16 protein-coding genes are annotated in these 21,399 nt (G+C 70.7%); 11 read left to right on the plus strand and 5 right to left on the minus strand.

Features of this window, described 5'->3' with window-relative positions; translation table 11 throughout:
- Window positions 1-15: 15 nt before the first annotated feature.
- The 3 genes from IE206_RS07650 to IE206_RS07660 form a co-directional block, all read right to left on the minus strand.
- Window positions 16-1,302: an MFS transporter gene (locus IE206_RS07650; RefSeq protein WP_189961238.1), complete on the minus strand. Its 1,287-nt coding sequence runs from the start codon at window positions 1,300-1,302 to the stop codon at window positions 16-18.
- 225 nt (window positions 1,303-1,527) lie between these two features.
- On the minus strand, window positions 1,528-2,184 hold the full coding sequence (locus IE206_RS07655) for an MBL fold metallo-hydrolase (protein WP_189961239.1): 657 nt from the start codon (window positions 2,182-2,184) through the stop codon (window positions 1,528-1,530).
- Window positions 2,185-2,205: 21 nt separating this feature from the next.
- The gene (locus IE206_RS07660; RefSeq protein WP_189961240.1) at window positions 2,206-2,895 is read right to left on the minus strand and encodes a maleylpyruvate isomerase family mycothiol-dependent enzyme; all 690 of its coding nucleotides are present in this window, start codon (window positions 2,893-2,895) and stop codon (window positions 2,206-2,208) included.
- Between the two features lie 222 nt (window positions 2,896-3,117).
- Here IE206_RS07660 and uvrA point away from each other — a divergent pair, with 222 nt between their 5' ends.
- A complete protein-coding gene (gene uvrA, locus IE206_RS07665; RefSeq protein ID WP_189961241.1) occupies window positions 3,118-6,132 on the plus strand; it encodes an excinuclease ABC subunit UvrA in 3,015 nt (1,004 codons plus the stop codon).
- A 175-nt stretch (window positions 6,133-6,307) separates the two neighbouring features.
- On the opposite strand, the gene IE206_RS07670 is transcribed toward uvrA, so the two are convergent.
- Entirely contained in the window at window positions 6,308-7,198 is an 891-nt protein-coding gene (locus IE206_RS07670; RefSeq protein WP_189961242.1) for a carbohydrate kinase family protein, read from the minus strand.
- 160 nt (window positions 7,199-7,358) lie between these two features.
- Here IE206_RS07670 and IE206_RS07675 point away from each other — a divergent pair, with 160 nt between their 5' ends.
- The gene (locus IE206_RS07675; protein WP_189961243.1) at window positions 7,359-7,787 is read left to right on the plus strand and encodes a Rieske (2Fe-2S) protein; all 429 of its coding nucleotides are present in this window, start codon (window positions 7,359-7,361) and stop codon (window positions 7,785-7,787) included.
- Window positions 7,788-7,811: 24 nt separating this feature from the next.
- Here IE206_RS07675 and IE206_RS07680 read toward each other — a convergent pair whose 3' ends face one another.
- Window positions 7,812-8,735, minus strand: a complete 924-nt coding sequence (locus IE206_RS07680; protein ID WP_189961244.1) for a hypothetical protein — start codon at window positions 8,733-8,735, stop codon at window positions 7,812-7,814.
- A 238-nt stretch (window positions 8,736-8,973) separates the two neighbouring features.
- Here IE206_RS07680 and IE206_RS07685 point away from each other — a divergent pair, with 238 nt between their 5' ends.
- From IE206_RS07685 to IE206_RS07725, 9 genes are all read left to right on the plus strand, one after another.
- A complete protein-coding gene (locus IE206_RS07685) occupies window positions 8,974-9,582 on the plus strand; it encodes a papain-like cysteine protease family protein (RefSeq protein ID WP_189961245.1) in 609 nt (202 codons plus the stop codon).
- A 5-nt stretch (window positions 9,583-9,587) separates the two neighbouring features.
- Window positions 9,588-10,406: a hypothetical protein gene (locus IE206_RS07690; protein ID WP_189961422.1), complete on the plus strand. Its 819-nt coding sequence runs from the start codon at window positions 9,588-9,590 to the stop codon at window positions 10,404-10,406.
- A 342-nt stretch (window positions 10,407-10,748) separates the two neighbouring features.
- The gene (gene uvrC / locus IE206_RS07695; protein WP_189961246.1) at window positions 10,749-12,794 is read left to right on the plus strand and encodes an excinuclease ABC subunit UvrC; all 2,046 of its coding nucleotides are present in this window, start codon (window positions 10,749-10,751) and stop codon (window positions 12,792-12,794) included.
- Entirely contained in the window at window positions 12,791-13,735 is a 945-nt protein-coding gene (rapZ, locus tag IE206_RS07700; RefSeq protein WP_053729330.1) for an RNase adapter RapZ, read from the plus strand. The genes uvrC and rapZ overlap by 4 nt, the downstream gene beginning before the upstream one ends.
- Window positions 13,732-14,754 (plus strand): gluconeogenesis factor YvcK family protein, encoded by a 1,023-nt coding sequence (locus tag IE206_RS07705; RefSeq protein WP_053729331.1) that lies wholly within the window; start codon window positions 13,732-13,734, stop codon window positions 14,752-14,754. The genes rapZ and IE206_RS07705 overlap by 4 nt, the downstream gene beginning before the upstream one ends.
- On the plus strand, window positions 14,745-15,734 hold the full coding sequence (whiA, locus tag IE206_RS07710; RefSeq protein ID WP_053729332.1) for a DNA-binding protein WhiA: 990 nt from the start codon (window positions 14,745-14,747) through the stop codon (window positions 15,732-15,734). The genes IE206_RS07705 and whiA overlap by 10 nt, the downstream gene beginning before the upstream one ends.
- A gap of 162 nt (window positions 15,735-15,896) precedes the next feature.
- Complete coding sequence (locus IE206_RS07715) at window positions 15,897-18,845, plus strand: M14 family metallopeptidase (protein ID WP_189961247.1); 2,949 nt, start codon at window positions 15,897-15,899, stop codon at window positions 18,843-18,845.
- 210 nt (window positions 18,846-19,055) lie between these two features.
- Complete coding sequence (gap, locus tag IE206_RS07720; RefSeq protein WP_189961248.1) at window positions 19,056-20,066, plus strand: type I glyceraldehyde-3-phosphate dehydrogenase; 1,011 nt, start codon at window positions 19,056-19,058, stop codon at window positions 20,064-20,066.
- A gap of 119 nt (window positions 20,067-20,185) precedes the next feature.
- On the plus strand, window positions 20,186-21,397 hold the full coding sequence (locus IE206_RS07725) for a phosphoglycerate kinase (protein WP_189961249.1): 1,212 nt from the start codon (window positions 20,186-20,188) through the stop codon (window positions 21,395-21,397).
- Window positions 21,398-21,399: the final 2 nt, after the last annotated feature.

The raw sequence follows: 21,399 nt of genomic DNA on the forward strand, positions 1-21,399 counted from the left end.
CAGAGGGAGGTGGCCTTACGCCGGGGCCGCCTCCGGCTCCGCCCCGGGACCCGGCTGCGCCAGCGGCGCGGGCCGGGTCTCGGGGAGCAGCGCGAAACAGCCGAGGCTCAGCAGTCCGACGCCGGTCAGATACGCGGCCACGCCCCACGGCGGGCCGTCGCCGCGGGCCAGCGCCGTTGCCGCGAGCGGGGTCAGCGCGCCGCCGAGCACCCCGCCCAGGTTGTAGCCGACCGCGGCGCCCGTGCAGCGCACCCTCGGCTCGTACAGCTCCGGCAGATACGCCGCGATCACCGCGAACATCGAGATGAACGCCAGCATCGCGCCCAGGAACCCGGCGAACATCCACAGCGGCTCGCCGGTCGAGAGCAGCGCCACCATCGGGAACATCCACACCACCGTCGCCGTGCACCCCACCAGGCACATCGGCCGACGCCCGTAGCGGTCGCCGAGCAGCGCCGCGAGCGGCGTCAGCGCGCCCATGACCGCGACGGTCGCCAGGATGCAGACGAGCATCACCGTGCGGTCGACCCCGAGCCGTTCCGTCGCGTACGCCAGCGACCAGGTCGACACCGTGTAGAAGACGGCGTACCCGATCGAGAGGGCGCCCGCGGTCAGGAGCACCAACCGCCAATGGCCGCGCGCCACTTCGAGCAGTGGCAGCCTGACCGGCTCGCCCATCTCGCGGAACTGCGGCGTCTCGGCCAGCGAGGTGCGCAGCAGCAGCCCGCCGAGCGCGAGCAGCCCGGCGCCCCAGAACGGCACCCGCCAGCCCCAGGAGTCGAACTGGGCGTCGCTCAGCCCGGCGGACAGGGCGAGGGTGACGCCGTTCGCCAGCAGGAAGCCGAGGGAGGGGCCGATCTGCGGAAAGCTCGTCCACAGGGCGCGTCGGTGGGCGGGCGCGTGCTCGGCCGTGAGGAGTACCGCGCCGCCCCATTCGCCGCCGAGCCCGAGCCCCTGGAGGAAGCGCAGCACCAGGAGCAGCGAGGGCGCCGCGATGCCGATCGAGGCGTACGAGGGCACACAGCCGACCGCCACCGTCGCGAGCCCGGTCAGCGTGAGCGAGGCGAACATGACGGGGCGGCGCCCGTAGCGGTCGCCGATGTGCCCGAACAGGGCCGAGCCCAGGGGGCGGGCCAGGAAGCCGATACCAAAGGTGCCGAAGGCCGCCAGGGTTCCCGCGAGCGCGGAGAACGTCGGGAAGAACAGCGGGCCGAGGACCAGGGCGGCCGCCGTCCCGTAGACGAAGAAGTCGTAGAACTCGATGGCGGTGCCCGCCAGCGAGGCGGCCGCGAGGCGGATCATCGAAGGCGGTGTGGGGGGAGTGGCGGTGCGCATGTCACGCCAACTACCCGCAGTGATCATGCGTTACGGGGGCGCGCGGAAGCGTGCGGGACGGCGGGCGGGCGCACGCGTGCACCGCCGATTGTCAGTGGCGGGTGCCACGATCGAGGCATGGACTTCTACGGCACGGCGAACGGACCGGTCCCCCTGGCGGGCCCGGCGGCGGGACGCGCCGCCGGGCGGCGGCTACCAGCCGCGTGCGTGCCACTCCGGCAGGTGCGGGCGCTCGTCGCCCAGGGTGGTGTCGTTGCCGTGGCCGGGATAGACCCAGGTCTCGTCCGGCAGCGTGTCGAAGAGCTTGGTCTCGACATCGCGGATGAGGCTGGCGAAGGCCTCGGGGTCCTTCCACGTGTTGCCGACACCGCCCGGGAACAGGCAGTCGCCGGTGAACACATGGGGGTGGCCGTGCGGGTCGTCGTAGACCAGGGCGATCGAGCCCGGCGTGTGGCCGACGAGGTGGCGTGCGGTGAGCTCGACGCGGCCGACCCGGATCGTGTCGCCGTCCTCGACGGGGACGTCGGTCGGGACCGGGATGCCCTCGGCGTCGTAGCGTCCCGCATAGGTGCGCGCGCCCGTCGCGGCGACGACCTCGGCGAGCGCCTGCCAGTGGTCGCCGTGCCGGTGGGTGGTGACGACGGACGCGATGCCGTCGTCACCGATCAGCGTGAGCAGCGTCGAAGGGTCGGCCGCCGCGTCGATGAGCAACTGCTCGCCGGTGGCCCGGCAGCGCAGCAGGTACGCGTTGTTGCTCATCGACCCGACCTCGACCTTGGAGATCATCAGGTCCGTCAGCTCGTGCACATCGGCCGGACCGCCGGCCTTCACCGCTCCGCTGTACGTCATGGGCTCAGCCTATCGCCGGGGTCACAGCGGGGGCAGGGCGGGCAGCGCGCCGCCGGTCACCTTCAGGGCGGCGCCGTCACGCCGTCCGGCGAGCCAGCCGACGAGGTCCGCGGCGGTTCCGCTCACCTGGACGGGGCTGCCGTCGGCGCCACCTCCAGTCGTCCAGTTCCGGCCGCTGTCGTCGGTCAGGGCGATCGACGGAAGGTCATGGTGCCCGGCGAACCGCTCGGTGAGGAAGTCGGTCTCGCGCCGGACGAAGTCTTCGGGCAGGTCTTCCAGCTCATAGCCGATCCCGAGGTCCACGTGGTGCAGCTCGACCTCGACGAGGCGGCGGAAGGGCACGCGGGCGGCGGCGTCGGTGACGCCGTTGCGCAGCTCGACCGTGCGCGACCAGTCGGCGGGGAGCTCGCCCTGCGCCTGGAAGCCGGCCGCGCTCTCGCGCACGTCGGCGAGCTGGGCGTCCAGCGGGCGGGGCGCGTCGCGGTCGATGTCCGCGTCCCGGGCCTCGGCGCTCGGATACATGGGCCGCCCGGCCAGCACGTTGACGAGCGCGTCCGCGTTCCGTGCGATATGGGCCAGTACATGGCCGCGGCTCCAGCCGGGCAGCCGTGACGGCTCGGTGACGGAGGCGTTGTCCAGTGCGGCGGCTGCGGTGAGCAGCCGTTCGGTGGCTTCGCGTACAGAGGCCAGGTCGCGCGCGTGATCAATCATGGCGCCGACGATAGCCCCGCCACTCGTCCGGGTGAAGGTGGCCGGACGAGTCCGTAAATCGAATGCGCGTGCTATACGCTCGTAGTCGGTTCCCTTCTCGGATCCGTTTCGGAACGTGTCCTGATTCATCCAAGAATCAACAACATCACCGTGGCGCCCCCCATACCCTGGGACGGGGGCTCCTGGAGCTCCCTCGCTCTCTCTAGAAAGGTGCGGACCGGCGTGGCCGACCGTCTCATCGTCCGTGGCGCGCGCGAGCACAACCTGAAGAACGTCTCGCTCGACCTGCCGCGCGACTCCCTCATCGTCTTCACCGGGCTCTCGGGGTCGGGCAAGTCCTCTCTCGCGTTCGACACGATCTTCGCCGAGGGGCAGCGCCGCTACGTCGAGTCGCTCTCCTCGTACGCCCGCCAGTTCCTCGGCCAGATGGACAAGCCGGACGTCGACTTCATCGAAGGTCTGTCGCCCGCCGTCTCCATCGACCAGAAGTCGACCTCGCGCAACCCGCGCTCGACGGTCGGCACCATCACCGAGGTCTACGACTACCTGCGTCTGCTCTTCGCGCGCATCGGCAAGCCGCACTGCCCCGAGTGCGGCAGGCCGATCTCGCGCCAGTCGCCGCAGGCCATCGTCGACAAGGTGCTCGAACTGCCCGAGGGCAGCCGCTTCCAGGTGCTCTCGCCGCTGGTGCGCGAGCGCAAGGGCGAGTTCGTCGACCTGTTCGCAGACCTCCAGACCAAGGGCTACAGCAGGGCCCGGGTCGACGGCGAGACCATCCAGCTCGCCGAGCCGCCCAAGCTGAAGAAGCAGGAGAAGCACACCATCGAGGTGGTCATCGACCGGCTCACGGTGAAGGACGGCGCCAAGCGCCGCCTCACCGACTCGGTGGAGACCGCGCTGGGCCTGTCCGGCGGCATGGTCGTGCTCGACTTCGTCGACCTCGCGGCCGACGACCCCGAGCGCGAGCGGATGTACTCGGAGCACCTGTACTGCCCGTACGACGACCTCTCCTTCGAGGAGCTGGAGCCGCGCTCCTTCTCCTTCAACTCGCCGTTCGGTGCCTGCCCCGACTGCACCGGCATCGGCACCCGCATGGAGGTCGACCCCGAGCTGATCATCCCGGACGAGGACAAGTCCCTCGACGAGGGCGCGGTCTCGCCGTGGTCGCTCGGCCACACCAAGGACTACTTCGCCCGCCTGGTCGGCGCGCTCGCCGACGAGCTGGGCTTCCGCACCGACATCCCGTGGGCGGGGCTTCCGCAGCGCGCCAAGAAGGCGCTCCTTTACGGCCACAAGACCCAGATCGAGGTCCGCTACCGCAACCGGTACGGCCGCGAGCGGGCGTACACCACCTCCTTCGAGGGCGCGGTGCCGTTCGTCAAGCGGCGCCATTCCGAGGCGGAGAGCGACGGCGCGCGCGAGCGCTTCGAGGGCTACATGCGCGAGGTGCCCTGCCCGACCTGCGAGGGCTCGCGCCTCAAGCCCCTGGTCCTCGCGGTCACCGTGATGGAGCGGTCCATCGCCGAGGTCTCCGCGATGTCGATCAGCGACTGCGCGGACTTCCTGGCCGAGCTGAAGCTCAACAGCCGCGACAAGAAGATCGCCGAGCGGGTCCTCAAGGAGGTCAACGAGCGGCTGAAGTTCCTGGTCGACGTGGGCCTCGACTACCTCTCGCTCAACCGCGCGGCCGGCACGCTCTCCGGCGGCGAGGCCCAGCGCATCCGGCTCGCCACCCAGATCGGCTCCGGCCTGGTCGGCGTGCTCTACGTCCTGGACGAGCCGTCGATCGGGCTGCACCAGCGCGACAACCACCGCCTGATCGAGACGCTCGTACGCCTGCGCGACATGGGCAACACCCTGATCGTCGTCGAGCACGACGAGGACACCATCAAGGTGGCCGACTGGGTCGTCGACATCGGCCCGGGCGCAGGTGAGCACGGCGGAAAGGTCGTCCACAGCGGCCCGTTGAAGCAGTTGCTCAGCAACAAGGAGTCGATGACCGGCCAGTACCTGGCGGGCAAGAAGTCGATCCCGCTGCCCGACATCCGGCGGCCCATGGATCCCACGCGCCGCCTCACCGTGCACGGGGCGAAGGAGAACAACCTCCAGGACATCGACGTCTCGTTCCCGCTCGGCGTGCTGACCGCCGTCACCGGTGTCTCCGGCTCGGGCAAGTCGACACTGGTCAACGACATCCTGTACACGCACCTGGCCCGCGAGCTGAACGGGGCGCGCAGCGTGCCCGGCCGGCACACCCGGGTCGACGGCGACGACCTCGTCGACAAGGTCGTGCACGTCGACCAGTCGCCCATCGGCCGCACCCCGCGGTCCAACCCGGCGACGTACACGGGTGTCTTCGACCACGTCCGCAAGCTGTTCGCGGAGACGATGGAGGCGAAGGTCCGGGGCTACCTCCCCGGCCGGTTCTCCTTCAACGTCAAGGGCGGACGCTGCGAGAACTGCTCCGGCGACGGCACCATCAAGATCGAGATGAACTTCCTGCCGGACGTGTACGTCCCGTGCGAGGTCTGCCACGGGGCGCGCTACAACCGGGAGACGCTGGAGGTCCACTACAAGGGCAAGTCCATCGCCGAGGTGCTCGACATGCCGATCGAGGAGGGCCTGGAATTCTTCGAGGCCGTCCCGACGATCGCCCGTCACCTGCGGACGCTGAACGAGGTCGGGCTCGGGTACGTCCGGCTCGGGCAGTCCGCGCCGACGCTGTCGGGTGGTGAGGCCCAGCGTGTGAAGCTCGCCTCCGAGCTGCAGAAGCGGTCCACGGGGCGGACGGTGTACGTGCTCGACGAGCCCACCACCGGGCTGCACTTCGAGGACATCTCGAAGCTGATCAAGGTGCTTTCGGGGCTTGTCGACAAGGGGAACTCGGTGATCGTCATCGAGCACAACCTGGACGTCATCAAGACGGCGGACTGGGTCGTCGACATGGGTCCCGAGGGCGGCAACGGGGGTGGCCTGGTCATCGCCGAGGGCACGCCCGAACAGGTCGCCTCGGTGCCGGCCAGTCACACGGGCAAGTTCCTGCGGGACATTCTGGGGGCGGACCGGATCAGTGACGCGTCTGTTCCGGTGCGGAAGCCGGTGAAGAAGGCGGCGGCGAAGAAGGCGGTTTCTGCGGCGAAGGCCGCGCCTGCCAAGAAGACGGCCTCTGCTCGGACGGCCTCCGCGGTCAAGAAGGCGGCGCCGGCGAAGAAGGCGACCCGGGCTCGCAAGGCGTGAGTCCCTCTCCCCGCCCCTTCCCGCTGTAACACTCTGCGGCTCCGCCGCGTGGCCTCCGGGGGCGGGGAAGGGGCGGGGAGGATGCGTGTCCTGGGGCTCCGCCCTCGGGCTCTGGCCGGGTCCCGCCCCTGCGGCTCTGGCGGGACTCTGTCCCCGCACCCCCGGGCCCGCCCCCTCAGACCCTCCCCACCTCCTCCGCCGTAGGTGGCTGCGCTCCCTCTCTCTCGCAGGTCAGCGCCGCTGCCCTTGCCGCGTAGCGCAGTACCTCCGGCCAGTTCGCCGAGACCAGGGCGTTCCGGTCCGGGAGGCGGTGCAGTAGCGCGGCGTTCACCGTGTCGCCTGCGCCGATCGTGTCTGCCACCCTCACCCGCTCGGCGGGGACCGCGTGCTCGGCTCCCTTCGCCGTGTATGCCGTCAGGCCCGCCGCGCCCCGTGTCACCACCACCGCCTCCGGGCCCGCTGCCAGCCATTCCTCCACCTCGCCGCCCAGCCACTCCGCGTCCTCCTCCGAGAGTTTCAGGAGGGACACGTACGGAAGCCAGCTTCTGAAGTGGGTTCGGTAGGCGTCCGGGTCCGGGATCAGGCCCGGGCGGATGTTCGGGTCGAGGAGGGTGAGGATGCCTCTGGCCGACTCCCGGCGGAGCAGCGCCTCGTACGCCGTCGCGCCCGGTTCGAGTACCAGGGAGCATGTGCCCAGGGCCAACGCGCTTACCGGGGACGGGAGTTGCGGAGGGAGCTCGAAGAGGCGGTCCGCGGTGCCGTCCGCGTAGAAGCTGTAGCGCGCGGAGCCGTCCGGGGCGACGCTCGCCACCGCCAGCGTCGTCGGCTCCGGGCCGCGCTGCACCAGGGACGTGTCCACCCCGGCCGAGTGCAGCCCGCCCAGCAGGGCCTCGCCGAAGCCGTCCGTGGACACCCGGGAGCAGAAGGCGGCCCCCGCGCCGAGCCGGCCCAGGGCGACCGCGGTGTTGTACGGGCCGCCACCGGGCCGGGGAGCCAGCGGCCCCAGCGGATCCTCGGGGTGCCGCGGCACCAGGTCGATGAGGGACTCTCCGGCGACGACGATCACGGCCCAGAACGTAACCCATCCCACTGCCGCTCCGGCAGCCCCGGCGAAGGGCGGGCGATCTGCGCCGGTATCGTCGATACGCAACCCGGGTCGGTTGCGCGCGACGACCGCGTCGGCCGCGCAGGCGACCGACCGAGACCAGTGATTCAGTGGAGTACCCATGACCGGCCAGCCCGCCGCCCGTCGCACCGTGCTGAAAGGCGCTGCCCTCGCCGGGGCCGCGGGGGTCGGCGTGGCCGCCTGCTCCACCGACTCCAAGCTCGGCCACGCCGAGACGCCGACCCCGACCGCGCCCGAGCCGCTCGGCTCGCCCGACGCGGTCCCGGTCGGCGGCGCCAAGCTCTACCGCGAGCAGCGGGTCATGGTGTCCTGCCCGGCGAAGGGCGAGTACCAGGCGTTCAGCGCCCAGTGCACGCACGCCGGCTGCCTCCTGGAGAAGATCGAGGACGGCCACGCGAACTGTCCCTGCCACGGCAGCCGCTTCAACGTGATGACCGGCAAGCCGGTCCAGGGCCCGGCCACCGTGCCGCTGCCCAAGGTGCCGGTGAAGCTCAAGGACGGCCAGCTGGTGGCCGGCCCCGACGCCTGACCCCCGGCCCGGCCTCCCAAGAGCTCACTCCCAGTCCCAGTCGATCCCCAGGATCCCCGGCCGCACGCCCTGCTCCACCAGGTGCACCGAGCGGTGCCGCCCGCTGAGGGTGAGGTCGCTGCGGCCGGAGCGGGTGGCGCCCGTGGAGGTCTGGGCGAAGCGGCGGCAGCGGGCCGGCAGGGCCCGCTCGTCGAACCGCACCTGAAGGACGTACTGGCCCCCCGCGAAGGCGAAGCCGCGCACGTACTCCCGGCTCGGACCGCCCGTACCGTCCTCGAAGCCGTATCCGAACAGATACGTCTCGCCGGCCCGCAGCCGGGTGTCGAAGAGCAGCTCGGCGACCAGGACCCCGCTGGCGGCGTCCCAGCGGACGCGGCCGGTTCGGCAGTTCTCGCCCGCGCGCACCTCGACCCGGGCCGGATCGCAGCCGTCGTCCCCGCGGTGGATGGCCAGATAGCGGTCGATGCCGTCGCGGTGGGCCCGTACGACGTGCTGCGAGTCGCGGCCGCGCAGTTCCCGGTCGGCGCCGATGCGGATCCGCTCGTGGTGGCCGACGGTGTGCAGGCCGCCGTCCACCGGGGACTCCAGCTCGCCGATGAGCTGCTCCACCACCCCCGACGCCTCGACGAGCGAGCGGTAGGAGCGCCCGGCGGGCCGCTCGACGTCGGCCGCCGAGGTGTCGTCGAGGAGGCGCAGCAGGGAGTTGGCAGGCAGGCCGAGCACCTCTTCCAGGCCGCGCACGGCGCGCAGCGACTCGGGCCGCTGCGGCCGGCGCGCCCCCTGCTGCCAGTAACTCAGGCTGGTCACGCCGACCTTGATGCCGCGCCCGGCGAGATGGTGCTGGACCCGCTGGAGCGGCAGGCCCCGGACGGACAGGGCGGCGCGCAGTGCCAGGTGGAACGGGCCGGTGTGCAGCACCTGCGCCAGATCGGCCTCGGTGTGGAGCATGGGGGACTCCTCAGTGAACGTTCACGGTGGGGGATGGGCGCGAGGCGGCCTCAGGTCGGGGAAAACCTGGTGGCGGCAGGGGAGTTGTTCACACTCCGGCCACTTCGTTCACACCCGCGTCCCACCCCGCATTGAAGCGCGTTGACCTGTTCTCGACAACGTCCGATGCTCAACCACAAGCGTCCGGACGCGGTCCTCCACCATCCCCAACCCCCCACCCCGCCATGGGAGGAACGCGATGCGCAGCAAGAAGAGACGGCTGTCCGCCCTCACCCTCGTGGTGGCGGCCCTGTTTGCCGCCCCCACGGCAACGGCCACCGCCGCCCCGCACAACGACAAGCCGGTGCCCGCCGCAGCCGCCGCGGCGAGCTCCAAGAAGCTCAACATCACGATGCAGTCCCAGCAGAAGAACAACTGGTGCTGGGCCGGCAGCGGCAACACCATCGCCACCTGGTTCGGCCGCAACTACACCCAGAACCAGTTCTGCAACGCGGCCTTCGGCCGGGCGCAGGGCTACGACTGCCCCAACTGGCAGGCCGACCTGGGCAATGTGCAGAACGCCCTGGACTGGGCGGGCATCAACTCGGGCTCGTACGTGAGCGGTTGGCTGCGCTACTCGACCGTACAGACCGAGATCAACAACAACCGCCCGATCGAGACCCGCATCCAGTGGTCCGGCGGCGGCGGTCACATGCACGTCCTGTACGGCTACGACGACTCCAGCAGCTGGGTGTACTGGGGCGATCCCTGGCCCTCCAGCACCCGCTACAACTGGGCCTCGCACGCCTGGTACGTCAACAACAACTCCTTCTCCTGGACCCACTCGCTGTACCGGATCGGGGCGTGACGACGATGAAGTTGACCCGCCTCGCACCCGCCGCACTGGCCGCGGCGCTCATCCCTCTCGCGGCCCCGCACGCCTTCGCCGACCAGGCACCGCTCGCCTCCGCCGAGTCGAAGGCCGCGGCCCACCGGGCCGCGTCCGCCCCCGCCACCCTCGACACGCTCTCCCGCTTCTTCGCTCGGGACGGCAAGGTGGCGCTGAAGGCCGCCGCCCCGCACATCGAGGGCGACGCCGTGCCCGTCTACGCGCTCTCCCCGCAGTTCGTGGCGGGGAAGGCGGGCGCACCCGTCGCACAGCTGGAATACCTGGCCTCCACGGCCGTCTCCTCGGACGGCCAGAAGGCATCGCTGTGGACGGTTCAGCAGGGCTCCGCCTGGACGGTGGTCAACATAGCCACCGGCGACGACGAGTCCCGTTACGCCGCGGCCGGGGCCGCGAAACTCCCCGGCGGCACCGTGTTCCAGGAGCCGCAGATCAACGCCTGGTACGTCGAGAAGGGCGACAAGGTGCTGCCGCTCGACGAGGACGCCGTCAAGGCGATCGGCGCGAACGGCACCACGCTCGCCGCTTACCAGAAGCGCGTCTCCAAGGCATACGGCGACAAGCTGCCGGGCTCGGCCTACGACAGGTCGGGCAAGGCGGGCGGCTATGCGGAGACGGCCGAGGAGACCAGAGCCCAGGCCGCCCAGGCCGCGGCCGCCGCCGGGGGCGACACCACCCCCTTGACCGCGGTGTCCGCCGTGGCCGGGGCGGGCGCGGTGCTCGCGCTCGGGCTGCTCGGCACGGCGGCGCTGCGCCGGCGCCGCCGCCCGGGCGGGCAGGCCTAGCACCCCTGAGGCCGGTGCGGGGGCCCAACGGCGCGCCCCCGCACCGGTCGCCTGCGGACCGTGATCGTTTCTCGCGCACTTCCCCGCGCCCCTGGCAGGACTGGTGCCTGCCAACACCGGCGTCTTCGGCCTGTCCGGCGTGTGAGGACGCGCGCCGCTCTGGCGTGATGCGGGGTGCAGGGGGCTGAGCCCCCGCGGGGTGTGGGGTTCAGCCCCAGGGTTCAGCCGGTTCAACCCGCTGCACGGGCGGGTGGGCGGCCGGCTCGCCGGGGCCCGGGGCGGAGTCCCGGGACGTCGGGCGGGGGCGCCGCGTTGTCAGCCCCCGCCAGTAGGGTGGTGGGCATGGCAGACCCCTCCAGCTACCGCCCCAAGCCGGGACAGATCCCCGACTCGCCGGGGGTCTACAAATTCCGCGACGAACACCGCCGGGTGATCTACGTCGGGAAGGCGAAGTCCCTGCGCCAGCGCCTCGCCAACTACTTCCAGCCGTTGACGAGTCTGCACCCGCGCACGGCCACGATGGTCACCACGGCCGCCTCCGTGGAGTGGACGGTCGTCGCCACCGAAGTGGAGGCGCTGCAGCTCGAATACTCCTGGATCAAGGAGTTCGACCCCCGCTTCAACGTCAAGTACCGGGACGACAAGAGCTATCCGTACCTCGCGGTGACGATGAACGAGGAGTTCCCGCGCGTCCAGGTCATGCGCGGCGCCAAGAAGAAGGGCGTGCGCTACTTCGGTCCGTACGGGCACGCGTGGGCGATCCGCGAGACCGTCGACCTGATGCTCCGCGTCTTCCCCGTACGCACCTGCTCGGCGGGCGTGTTCAAGCGCTCGGCCCAGATCGGCCGGCCCTGTCTGCTCGGCTACATCGGCAAGTGCGCGGCCCCCTGCGTCGGCCGCGTCACCCCCGAGGAACACCGCGAACTGGCCGAGGACTTCTGCGACTTCATGGCCGGCCGCACGGGGGCGTACCTGCGCCGCATCGAGCAGCAGATGATGGCCGCGGCCGAGGACATGGAGTACGAGCGGGCGGCCCGCCTGCGCGACGACATAGAGGCGCTCAGGAAGGCCCTGGAGAAGAACGCGATCGTCTTCAACGACGCCACCGACGCCGACCTCATCGCGGTCGCCGAGGACGAGCTGGAAGCGGCCGTCCAGATCTTCCACGTGCGTGGCGGCCGGGTCCGCGGCCAGCGCGGCTGGGTCACCGACAAAGTGGAGGCCGTCGACACCGCGGGCCTGGTCGAGCACGCGCTCCAGCAGCTGTACGGCGAGGAGACCGGCGACTCCGTACCGAAGGAGGTCCTGGTCCCGGCGCTCCCCGAGGACGTGGAGGCGGTGAGCGGCTGGCTCGCGAGCCGTCGCGGATCGAACGTCTCGCTGCGGATTCCTCAGCGCGGCGACAAGAAGGCCCTGATGGTGACGGTCGCGCGCAACGCCCAGCAGGCCCTCGCGCTGCACAAGACCAAGCGCGCCTCCGACCTGACGACCCGCTCGCGGGCCCTGGAGGAGATCGCCGCGGCCCTGGACCTGGACAGCGCGCCGCTGCGCATCGAGTGCTTCGACATCTCGCACCTGCAGGGCGACGACGTCGTGGCGTCCATGGTGGTCTTCGAGGACGGTCTGGCCCGCAAGAGCGAGTACCGGCGCTTCCAGATCAAGAGCTTCGAGGGCCAGGACGACGTCCGGTCCATGCACGAGGTGATCAGCCGCCGCTTCCGCCGCTATCTGGCCGAGAAGGTGCGCACGGGCGAGTGGGTCGAGGAGGAGAGCCAGGAGGGCGCCGAGATGGTCGGCACGGAGCCCGGCGGGCTGTCGGCCGCGGTGTCCGGCGAGGTGTCCGCGCTCCAGGAGGAGGACGGCCGGCCCAAGCGGTTCGCCTACCCGCCGCAGCTGCTCGTCGTCGACGGAGGGCAGCCGCAGGTCGCCGCCGCCAAGCGGGCGCTGGACGAGCTGGGCATCGACGACATCGCGGTGTGCGGGCTCGCCAAGCGGCTCGAAGAGGTCTGGGTGCCCGAGGACGACGATCCGGTGGTGCTGCCGCGTTCCAGTGAGGGGCTCTACCTCCTCCAGCGGGTGCGTGACGAGGCTCACCGGTTCGCCATCACCTATCAGAGGGCCAAACGGACGAAGCGCTTCAAGGCGGGCCCGCTGGATGCCGTGCCCGGCCTCGGCGACACCCGCAAGCAGGCTCTGATCAAGCATTTCGGCTCGGTGAAGAAGCTCCGGTCGGCGACAATCGACGAGATCTGCGAGGTCCCCGGCATAGGCCGCAAGACGGCCGAGACCCTGGCCGCGGCCCTCGCCGAAGCGGCCCCGGCCGCGCCCGCCGTGAACACGGCGACAGGAGAGATCATTGAAGAGGACGACGGGGGCAGCACGCCATGACTGAGCAGCACGAAGAAGACCGAGAAGCGGGAGTACACGTGAGTACGGGCACGACGATCGAGGCCGGCGGGGCCGATGCGCCCATCCCCGAGCTGGTGATCATCTCCGGTATGTCCGGCGCCGGGCGCAGCACCGCCGCCAAGTGCCTGGAGGACCTCGGCTGGTTCGTCGTCGACAACCTGCCGCCCGCGCTGATCCCCACCATGGTGGAGCTCGGCGCCCGCTCCCAGGGCAATGTGGCGCGCATCGCGGTCGTCGTCGACGTGCGCGGCCGGCGGTTCTTCGACAACCTCCGCGAGTCGCTGGCCGACCTCGACGCCAAGGAGGTCACCCGGCGGATCGTTTTCCTGGAGTCCTCCGACGACGCCCTGGTGCGCCGCTTCGAGTCGGTGCGCCGCCCGCACCCGCTGCAGGGCGACGGCCGGATCGTCGACGGCATCGCCGCCGAGCGCGACCTGCTGCGCGAGCTGCGCGGCGACGCCGACCTGGTGATCGACACCTCCAGCCTCAACGTCCACGAGCTGCGCGCCAAGATGGACGCCCAGTTCGCCGGCGACGAGGAGCCGGAGCTGCGCGCCACGGTCATGTCGTTCGGCTACAAGTACGGCCTGCCGGTCGACGCCGACCTGGTGGTCGACTGCCGCTTCCTGCCCAACCCGCACTGGGTGCCCGAGCTGCGTCCGTTCACCGGTCTGAACGAGGAGGTGTCGGGCTACGTCTTCAACCAGCCCGGCGCCAAGGAGTTCCTCGACCAGTACAGCGAGCTGCTCCAGCTGATCGCGACGGGCTACCGCCGCGAGGGCAAGCGGTACGTGACGATCGCGGTGGGCTGCACCGGAGGCAAGCACCGCTCGGTCGCCATGTCCGAGAAGCTCGCCGCCCGCCTCGCCTCCGAGGGGATCGAGACCGTCGTCGTCCACCGGGACATGGGGCGCGAGTGAAGGTGTACCGCCGGCGCACCGCCGGACCGGTGCTGCGCACCGGCCGCAAGCGGGGCGCCCAGCCCAAGGTCGTCGCGCTCGGCGGCGGCATGGGCCTGTCCGCCTCGCTCGCCGCGCTGCGCCGCATCACCGGCGACCTGACGGCCGTCGTCACCGTGGCCGACGACGGCGGCTCCAGCGGCCGCCTCCGCGACGAGCTGGGCGTGCTCCCGCCGGGCGACCTGCGCAAGGCCCTCGCGGCCCTGTGCGGCGACGACGACTGGGGCCAGACCTGGTCCCGCGTCATCCAGCACCGCTTCCAGTCCAAGGGCGACCTGCACGAGCACGCGGTGGGCAACCTCCTGATCGTCGCCCTGTGGGAGCAGCTCGGCGACCATGTGCAGGCGCTCGACCTGGTCGGCAAGCTGCTCGGCGCCCAGGGCCGGGTCCTGCCGATGTCGGCCGTCCCGCTGGAGCTGGAAGCCCTCGTACGGGGTCACGATCCGGAGCGTCCCGACGACGTGGACACCGTGCGCGGCCAGGCCACGGTGGCGCTCACGCCCGGCGAGGTGCTCTCCGTGCAGCTCGTCCCGCACGACCCGCCGGCCGTCCCCGAGGCGGTCGCCGCGGTGCTCGACGCGGACTGGGTGGTGCTCGGTCCGGGCTCCTGGTTCTCCTCCGTCATCCCGCATCTGATGGTGCCCGAACTGCTCGACGCGCTCACCGAGACCAAGGCCCGCAAGGTCCTCTCGCTGAACCTCGCGCCACAACCGGGTGAAACCGATGGCTTCTCTCCGCAGCGTCATTTGGAGGTTTTGGGACGACACGCCCCTAAACTCGCCTTCGACGTGGTGCTGGCCGACGAGGCCGCCGTGCCCGACCGGGGGAGCCTGACCGATGCCGCCAAACGGCTCGGAGCCGAGGTCGAGCTGGCGCCGGTGGCCAGGCCCGATGGTTCTCCGAAGCACGATCCGGAGCTGTTGGCCGCCGCGTACGACCGTATTTTCCGGATGCATGGAAGGATCGGCCCATGGCGATGACGCCGGCGGTGAAGGACGAAATTTCCCGGCTGCCCGTCACCCGGACCTGCTGCAGGAAGGCGGAGGTCTCGGCGATTCTTCGGTTCGCGGGCGGGCTGCACCTGGTGAGCGGCCGCATCGTGATCGAGGCGGAGCTGGACACCGCGATGGCGGCACGCCGGCTCAAGCGGGACATTCTGGAGATCTTCGGGCACAGCTCCGAGCTGATCGTGATGGCTCCGGGCGGCCTGCGCAGAGGCTCGCGCTTCGTCGTACGGGTCGTGGCGGGCGGCGACCAGCTGGCCCGCCAGACCGGGCTCGTCGACGGCCGCGGCCGTCCCATCCGCGGCCTGCCGCCCCAGGTGGTCTCGGGGGCCACCTGTGACGCCGAGGCCGCCTGGCGGGGCGCGTTCCTGGCACACGGTTCGCTGACCGAGCCGGGCCGCTCCTCGTCCCTGGAGGTGACCTGCCCGGGCCCGGAGGCGGCCCTCGCCCTGGTCGGCGCCGCCCGGCGGCTCCAGATCGCGGCGAAGGCCCGTGAGGTGCGCGGTGTGGACCGGGTGGTCGTCCGCGACGGCGACGCCATCGGCGCCCTGCTCACCCGGCTCGGCGCGCACGAGTCGGTGCTGGCCTGGGAGGAGCGGCGGATGCGCCGCGAGGTCCGCGCCACCGCCAACCGCCTGGCCAACTTCGACGACGCCAACCTGCGCCGCTCGGCCCGTGCGGCCGTCGCCGCCGGGGCCCGCGTCCAGCGCGCCCTGGAGATCCTCGGCGAGGAGGTCCCCGAGCACCTCGCGGCGGCCGGCCGGCTGCGCATGGAGCACAAGCAGGCCTCCCTGGAGGAGCTGGGCGCGCTCGCCGACCCGCCGCTGACCAAGGACGCGGTCGCGGGCCGGATCCGCCGCCTGCTCGCCATGGCCGACAAGCGGGCCCAGGACCTGGGGATCCCCGGCACCGAGTCCAACCTGAGCGAGGAGATGGCGGACGGCCTGGTCGGCTGATCCCGCCCGCTCCTCAACTCGCTTGACCCGGCGCCCACTTGGTGGGCGCCGGGCCCGTCTCCGGCTCGTACCGGCGCGAAGCTCGCGGTATTGACATGATCATGAAGTGTCATGAGCCTGGCGTCTGTCCACTTTCGTGGCAGACAACTGCAAGGGGGGCTCATGAGACGCAGAGCGAGAGCGATCCTCGCCGCTGCATCACTGCTGACGGCCGGACTGGTGGCGGTACCCGTCGCCCAGGCCCGTCAGAGCGGAGCGGACGGCGAGGGAATCGTCGTCTGGAACGCCCAGGTCAGCCGCGCACAGCTGCCGCTGCTCCTGGAGGCCGGTGCCGACGCCCAGGAGCTGGGCGCCCAGCTGCCCGCCAAGGGCTCGGCCGGAGTCGAGCTGTACCTCACCAAGACCCAGGCCGCGGCACTGAGCGGCAAGGGCGTGAAGCTCACCGAGCACAAGGTGTCCGCCCAGGCCCAGGGCCGCCTCAAGGCCGCGGGCGACGGCGTCTTCCGCCCGTACAGCGGTAAGAACGGGCTGAAGCAGGAGATCCTCGACACCGGCAAGGCCAACCCGTCCCTCACCAAGGTCGAGTCGATCGGCAAGACGGTCAACGGCCAGGACATCCTCGCCGTGAAGCTCACCAAGGGCGCGGGCAAGTCCAGGGACGGCTCCAAGCCCGCCACGCTGTACATGTCCAACCAGCACGCCCGCGAGTGGATCACCCCCGAGATGACCCGGCGGCTGATGCACTACTACCTCGACAACTACGGCAAGGACCCGCGGATCACCAAGATCGTGGACTCCACCGAGCTGTGGTTCGTGATCTCCGCCAACCCGGACGGCTACGACTTCACGTTCACGCCCGGCAACCGGCTGTGGCGCAAGAACCTCCGCGACAACAACGGCGACGGCAAGATCACGGCCGGCGACGGCGTCGACCCCAACCGCAACTTCGCCTACAAGTGGGGCTACGACAACGAGGGTTCGTCCCCCGATCCGGCGAGCGAGACCTACCGCGGCCCGAGTGCGGGCAGCGAGCCCGAGACCAAGGCGCTCGACTCCTTCGAGAAGCGGGTCCACTTCAACTACGCCATCAACTACCACTCCGCGGCCGAACTGCTGCTTTACGGAGTGGGCTGGCAGGTCGCCACGCCGACCCCCGACGACGTCATCTACAAGTCCCTCGCGGGCACCCCCGACAAGCCGGCCATCCCCGGCTACCTCTCCGAGGTCTCCTCCGCGCTCTACACCACCAACGGCGAGGCCGACGGCCACGCGGCGAACGTCAACGGCACGATGATGTTCACCCCCGAGATGTCGACGTGCACCACCGCGTCCAATGCCGACCCGGGCGACGAGTGGAACGCGGCCGACTGCCCGTCCGACTTCAACTTCCCCGACAGCGAGAAGCTGATCCAGGGCGAGTTCGAGAAGAACATCCCCTTCGCGCTCTCGGTCGCCGAGACCTCCGCCCACCCCGACCAGCCCTCCTCCTCGGTCGGCATCGACGCCCCCGACTTCACGCCGGACACCTTCACCACCTCGTACACCCGTGACGACGACCAGGAAGTCGCCGTCACCGTACGCAAGTCGGTGCGCGACAAGACCCTCAACTACCGCATCAACGGCGGCCGTACGCAGACCGAGGATCTGGAGCCCTGGAAGGGCGGCCAGGTCTACGGCGGGCACGACAACCTCCGCTTCGACCAGTACCGCGCCAAGGTCGAGGACGCGGACGCCGGGGACAAGGTCGAGGTGTGGTTCACCGGGCGGACCGCCGCGGGCAGGCGGACGGCCAGCACGCCCTTCACGTACACCGTGGCCGACCGGCCCAAGGCGGACACCCTGGTGCTCGCCGACGAGGGCGGCACCGCCCCGGCCAAGAACGCCGCGCTCTACACCAAGGCGCTCGCCGACAACGGCAAGAAGGCCGCGGTCTGGGACGTCGCCACCCAGGGCACCCCGAGCGCGCTCGGCGTGCTCAGCCACTTCAAGAACGTTGTCTGGTACACCGGCGCCGCCCGGCCGGCCGCCGCCACGATGTTCGCCGTACGCGACTTCGTCAACGAGGGCGGCAAGCTGGTCAACGCGGGTGAACAAGCGGGCGGCAGCGTCGACTTGGGCGGCGGCGCCCTGTCCGACGACTTCTCGCAGTACTACCTCGGCGCCTACAACAAGGCCGGTCTCAAGTCCCCGCCCGCCTTCGCCGGTACCGGACGGCTCGCCGGAGCCAAGGCCTCACTGGCCGCCGCCCCCGGCAGCCCGCTGACCGCGGCCGGTTCGTACACGGTCACCTCCGACACCCTGGGGCCGCAGCAGTTCCCGCAGTTCACGAGCGAGGCCGCCGGTGGCTACCCCGGGATCCGCAGCCCGTTCGAGCCCGCCGAGGGCTCCTGGTTCGCCGCGGCCAAGCACCGGGACAACGCCTACATGCGGCTCGCCCGCACGGTCGACCTGACGGGCACGGCTGCCGCCGCCAAGCCGAGCCTGGACTTCCAGCTCAGCTACGACACCGAGCCCGGCTACGACCAGGTGATCGTCGAGGCCCACACGGTCGGCCAGGACGACTGGACGACCCTGCCGGACGCCAACGGGGGCAGCACCACCAGCGTGCCCAGCCAGTGCGACCAGGGCTTCCTGCTCCAGGAGCACCCCTTCCTCGCGCACTACCTCACGCTGGGCTCGCCCGCCTGCAAGGCGAGCGGCACCAGCGGCGCCTGGAATCGTTTCACCGGCTCCTCCAACGGCTGGCAGCAGGTCGCCGTCGACCTCAGCGCGTATGCGGGCAAGCAGGTCGAGGTCGCCGTCTCCTATGTCTCCGACCCGGGCACCGGAGGCCTCGGCGCGTTCGTCGACGACACCCGCCTCGTCGTCGGCGGCACCGCGCAGGGGGCCGAGGGCTTCGAGACCTCGCTCGGTCCCTGGAGCGTGCCGGGACCGCCGGCCGGCAGCCCCGAAAACAGCGGCGACTGGGCCCGCTCCCAGGCGCTGTTCCACTCCTCGGCCGCCGTCACCACCCGCAATACCGTCCTCCTCGGCTTCGGCCTGGAGAACGTGCCCGCGGCCGCCGACCGCAAGCAGGTCATGGGCAAGGTGCTCAGCGCACTGCACCGCTGACGCCGCGTAGTGGGGCCGAAGGTCCCTTGAGGTCCGTACCCGCAGGTAGGTACGGGCCTCGGGCCCGCCCGGGCGGCATATCGGAACCATCCGGGCGCGCTCGATGTCACCAGGGCCGCCCCGGGGAGGTAGGGTCGTAACCGGTCGGGGACATCCCATACAACTCGCCGGCGTCGAGAAACCCGGCGTACCTAACGAGGAGATCGGTTCGTGACGATCCGCGTAGGCATCAACGGCTTTGGCCGCATCGGGCGCAACTACTTCCGCGCGCTCCTTGAGCAGGGTGCTGACATCGAGATCGTGGCTGTCAACGACCTCGGTGACACCGCGACCACTGCGCACCTGCTGAAGTACGACACCATTCTGGGTCGTCTCAAGGCCGAGGTCACCCACACCGCCGACACCATCACGGTCGACGGCCACACCATCAAGGTTCTCTCCGAGCGCAACCCGGCCGACATCCCCTGGGGTCAGCTGGGCGTCGACATCGTCATCGAGTCGACCGGCATCTTCACCAAGAAGGCCGACGCCGAGAAGCACATCGCGGGCGGCGCCAAGAAGGTCCTCATCTCGGCTCCGGCCAAGGATGAGGACATCACCATCGTGATGGGCGTCAACCAGGACAAGTACGAGCCGGCGAACCACCACGTCATCTCCAACGCCTCCTGCACCACCAACTGTGTGGCGCCGATGGCCAAGGTTCTCGACGAGAACTTCGGCATCGTCAAGGGCCTGATGACGACGGTCCACGCCTACACCAATGACCAGCGCATCCTGGACTTCCCGCACTCGGACCTGCGCCGCGCCCGCGCCGCCGCCGAGAACATCATCCCGACCACGACCGGTGCCGCCAAGGCCACCGCTCTGGTCCTGCCGCAGCTCAAGGGCAAGCTCGACGGCATCGCGATGCGCGTGCCGGTCCCGACCGGTTCGGCCACCGACCTCGTCGTGGAGCTGCAGCGCGAGGTCACCAAGGACGAGGTCAACGCCGCGTTCAAGAAGGCCGCCGACGACGGCGACCTCAAGGGCATCCTGTTCTACACCGAGGACCCGATCGTGTCCTCGGACATCGTGAGCGACCCGGCTTCCTGCACCTTCGACTCCTCCCTGACCATGGTCCAGGACGGCAAGTCGGTGAAGATCCTGGGCTGGTACGACAACGAGTGGGGCTACTCCAACCGCCTCGTCGACCTGACCGTCTTCGTCGGCGGCCAGCTCTGACCTCGGTCCGGTAGGCACCTGATGTGAGCTACAGGGCTCGGGCAGCGTAATGACGCGCTGTACGGGCCCTGTCGCCTGTCCAGACCGTCCGTCACGTACCTCCCAAGGAGTCACCCTCTATGAAGACGATCGACGAACTTCTCGCCGAAGGGGTCGCCGGCAAGCGGGTATTCGTCCGCGCCGACCTCAACGTGCCGCTGGCAGAAGGCCTCATCACCGACGACGGCCGCATCCGTGCCGTGCTGCCCACCATCAAGGCGCTCGTCGCCGCCGACGCCAAGGTCGTCGTGGCCTCGCACCTGGGCCGCCCCAAGGGCGCCCCGGACCCGCAGTTCTCGCTGCTGCCCGCCGCCGAGCGGCTCGCCGAACTGCTCGGCGCCCCGGTCGCGTTCGCCCAGGACACCGTGGGCCCCGCCGCGCACGACGCGGTGAACGGCCTTGAGCCCGGCCAGGTCGCGGTCATCGAGAACCTGCGTTTCAACGCCGGTGAGACGGCCAAGGACGACACCGAGCGCGGCGAGTTCGCCGACCGGCTCGCGGCCCTGGCGGACGTGTACGTCGGCGACGGCTTCGGAGCCGTGCACCGTAAGCACGCCTCCGTCTTCGACCTCCCGGCGCGCCTGCCGCACTACGCCGGCTACCTCATCGCCACCGAGGTCGACGTCCTCAAGAAGCTCACCGAGGACGTGAAGCGCCCCTACACCGTCGTCCTCGGCGGCGCCAAGGTCTCCGACAAGCTCGCCGTCATCGACGAGCTGCTCGGCAAGGCCGACCGCCTGCTCATCGGCGGCGGCATGGCGTACACCTTCCTGAAGGCCAAGGGGTACGAGGTCGGCATCTCCCTCCTTCAGGAGGACCAGATCCCCGTCGTCCTGGAGTACATGGAGCGCGCCGAGAAGAACGGCGTCGAGCTCGTGCTGCCCGTCGACATCCTGGTCTCCAAGGACTTCCCCGACCTGAAGACCAAGGCCCCGGCCGACTTCGAGACCGTCGACGCGGACCGGATCCCCGCGGACAAGGAGGGCCTGGACATCGGCCCCAAGTCCCGTGAGCTGTTCGCCTCGAAGATCACCGACGCCGAGACCGTCTTCTGGAACGGCCCCGTCGGCGTCGCCGAGCACCCCGACTACGCCGGTGGCACGACCGCCATCGCGCAGGCCCTGCTCGACAGCAAGGGCTTCACCGTGGTCGGCGGCGGCGACTCCGCCGCGGCCGTCCGCAACCTGGGCTTCGACGAGTCGAAGTTCGGTCACATCTCGACCGGTGGCGGCGCGAGCCTCGAATACCTCGAGGGCAAGACGCTTCCCGGCCTCGCCGCACTGGAGGACTGAAC

This window comes from Streptomyces violascens, from assembly GCF_014649955.1.
Lineage (GTDB): Bacteria > Actinomycetota > Actinomycetes > Streptomycetales > Streptomycetaceae > Streptomyces > Streptomyces violascens.

Excerpts from the sequence above, each read along its gene's own strand:
- IE206_RS07650 (WP_189961238.1), bottom strand. The coding sequence starts at position 1,302 with ATGATCCGCCTCGCGGCCGCCTCGCTGGCGGGCACCGCCATCGAGTTC.
- IE206_RS07655 (WP_189961239.1), bottom strand. The coding sequence starts at position 2,184 with ATGACGTACAGCGGAGCGGTGAAGGCCGGCGGTCCGGCCGATGTGCAC.
- IE206_RS07660 (WP_189961240.1), bottom strand. The coding sequence starts at position 2,895 with ATGATTGATCACGCGCGCGACCTGGCCTCTGTACGCGAAGCCACCGAA.
- IE206_RS07675 (WP_189961243.1), top strand. The coding sequence starts at position 7,359 with ATGACCGGCCAGCCCGCCGCCCGTCGCACCGTGCTGAAAGGCGCTGCC.
- IE206_RS07680 (WP_189961244.1), bottom strand. The coding sequence starts at position 8,735 with ATGCTCCACACCGAGGCCGATCTGGCGCAGGTGCTGCACACCGGCCCG.
- IE206_RS07685 (WP_189961245.1), top strand. The coding sequence starts at position 8,974 with ATGCGCAGCAAGAAGAGACGGCTGTCCGCCCTCACCCTCGTGGTGGCG.
- IE206_RS07690 (WP_189961422.1), top strand. The coding sequence starts at position 9,588 with ATGAAGTTGACCCGCCTCGCACCCGCCGCACTGGCCGCGGCGCTCATC.
- uvrC (WP_189961246.1), top strand. The coding sequence starts at position 10,749 with ATGGCAGACCCCTCCAGCTACCGCCCCAAGCCGGGACAGATCCCCGAC.
- rapZ (WP_053729330.1), top strand. The coding sequence starts at position 12,791 with ATGACTGAGCAGCACGAAGAAGACCGAGAAGCGGGAGTACACGTGAGT.
- whiA (WP_053729332.1), top strand. The coding sequence starts at position 14,745 with ATGGCGATGACGCCGGCGGTGAAGGACGAAATTTCCCGGCTGCCCGTC.
- IE206_RS07715 (WP_189961247.1), top strand. The coding sequence starts at position 15,897 with ATGAGACGCAGAGCGAGAGCGATCCTCGCCGCTGCATCACTGCTGACG.
- IE206_RS07725 (WP_189961249.1), top strand. The coding sequence starts at position 20,186 with ATGAAGACGATCGACGAACTTCTCGCCGAAGGGGTCGCCGGCAAGCGG.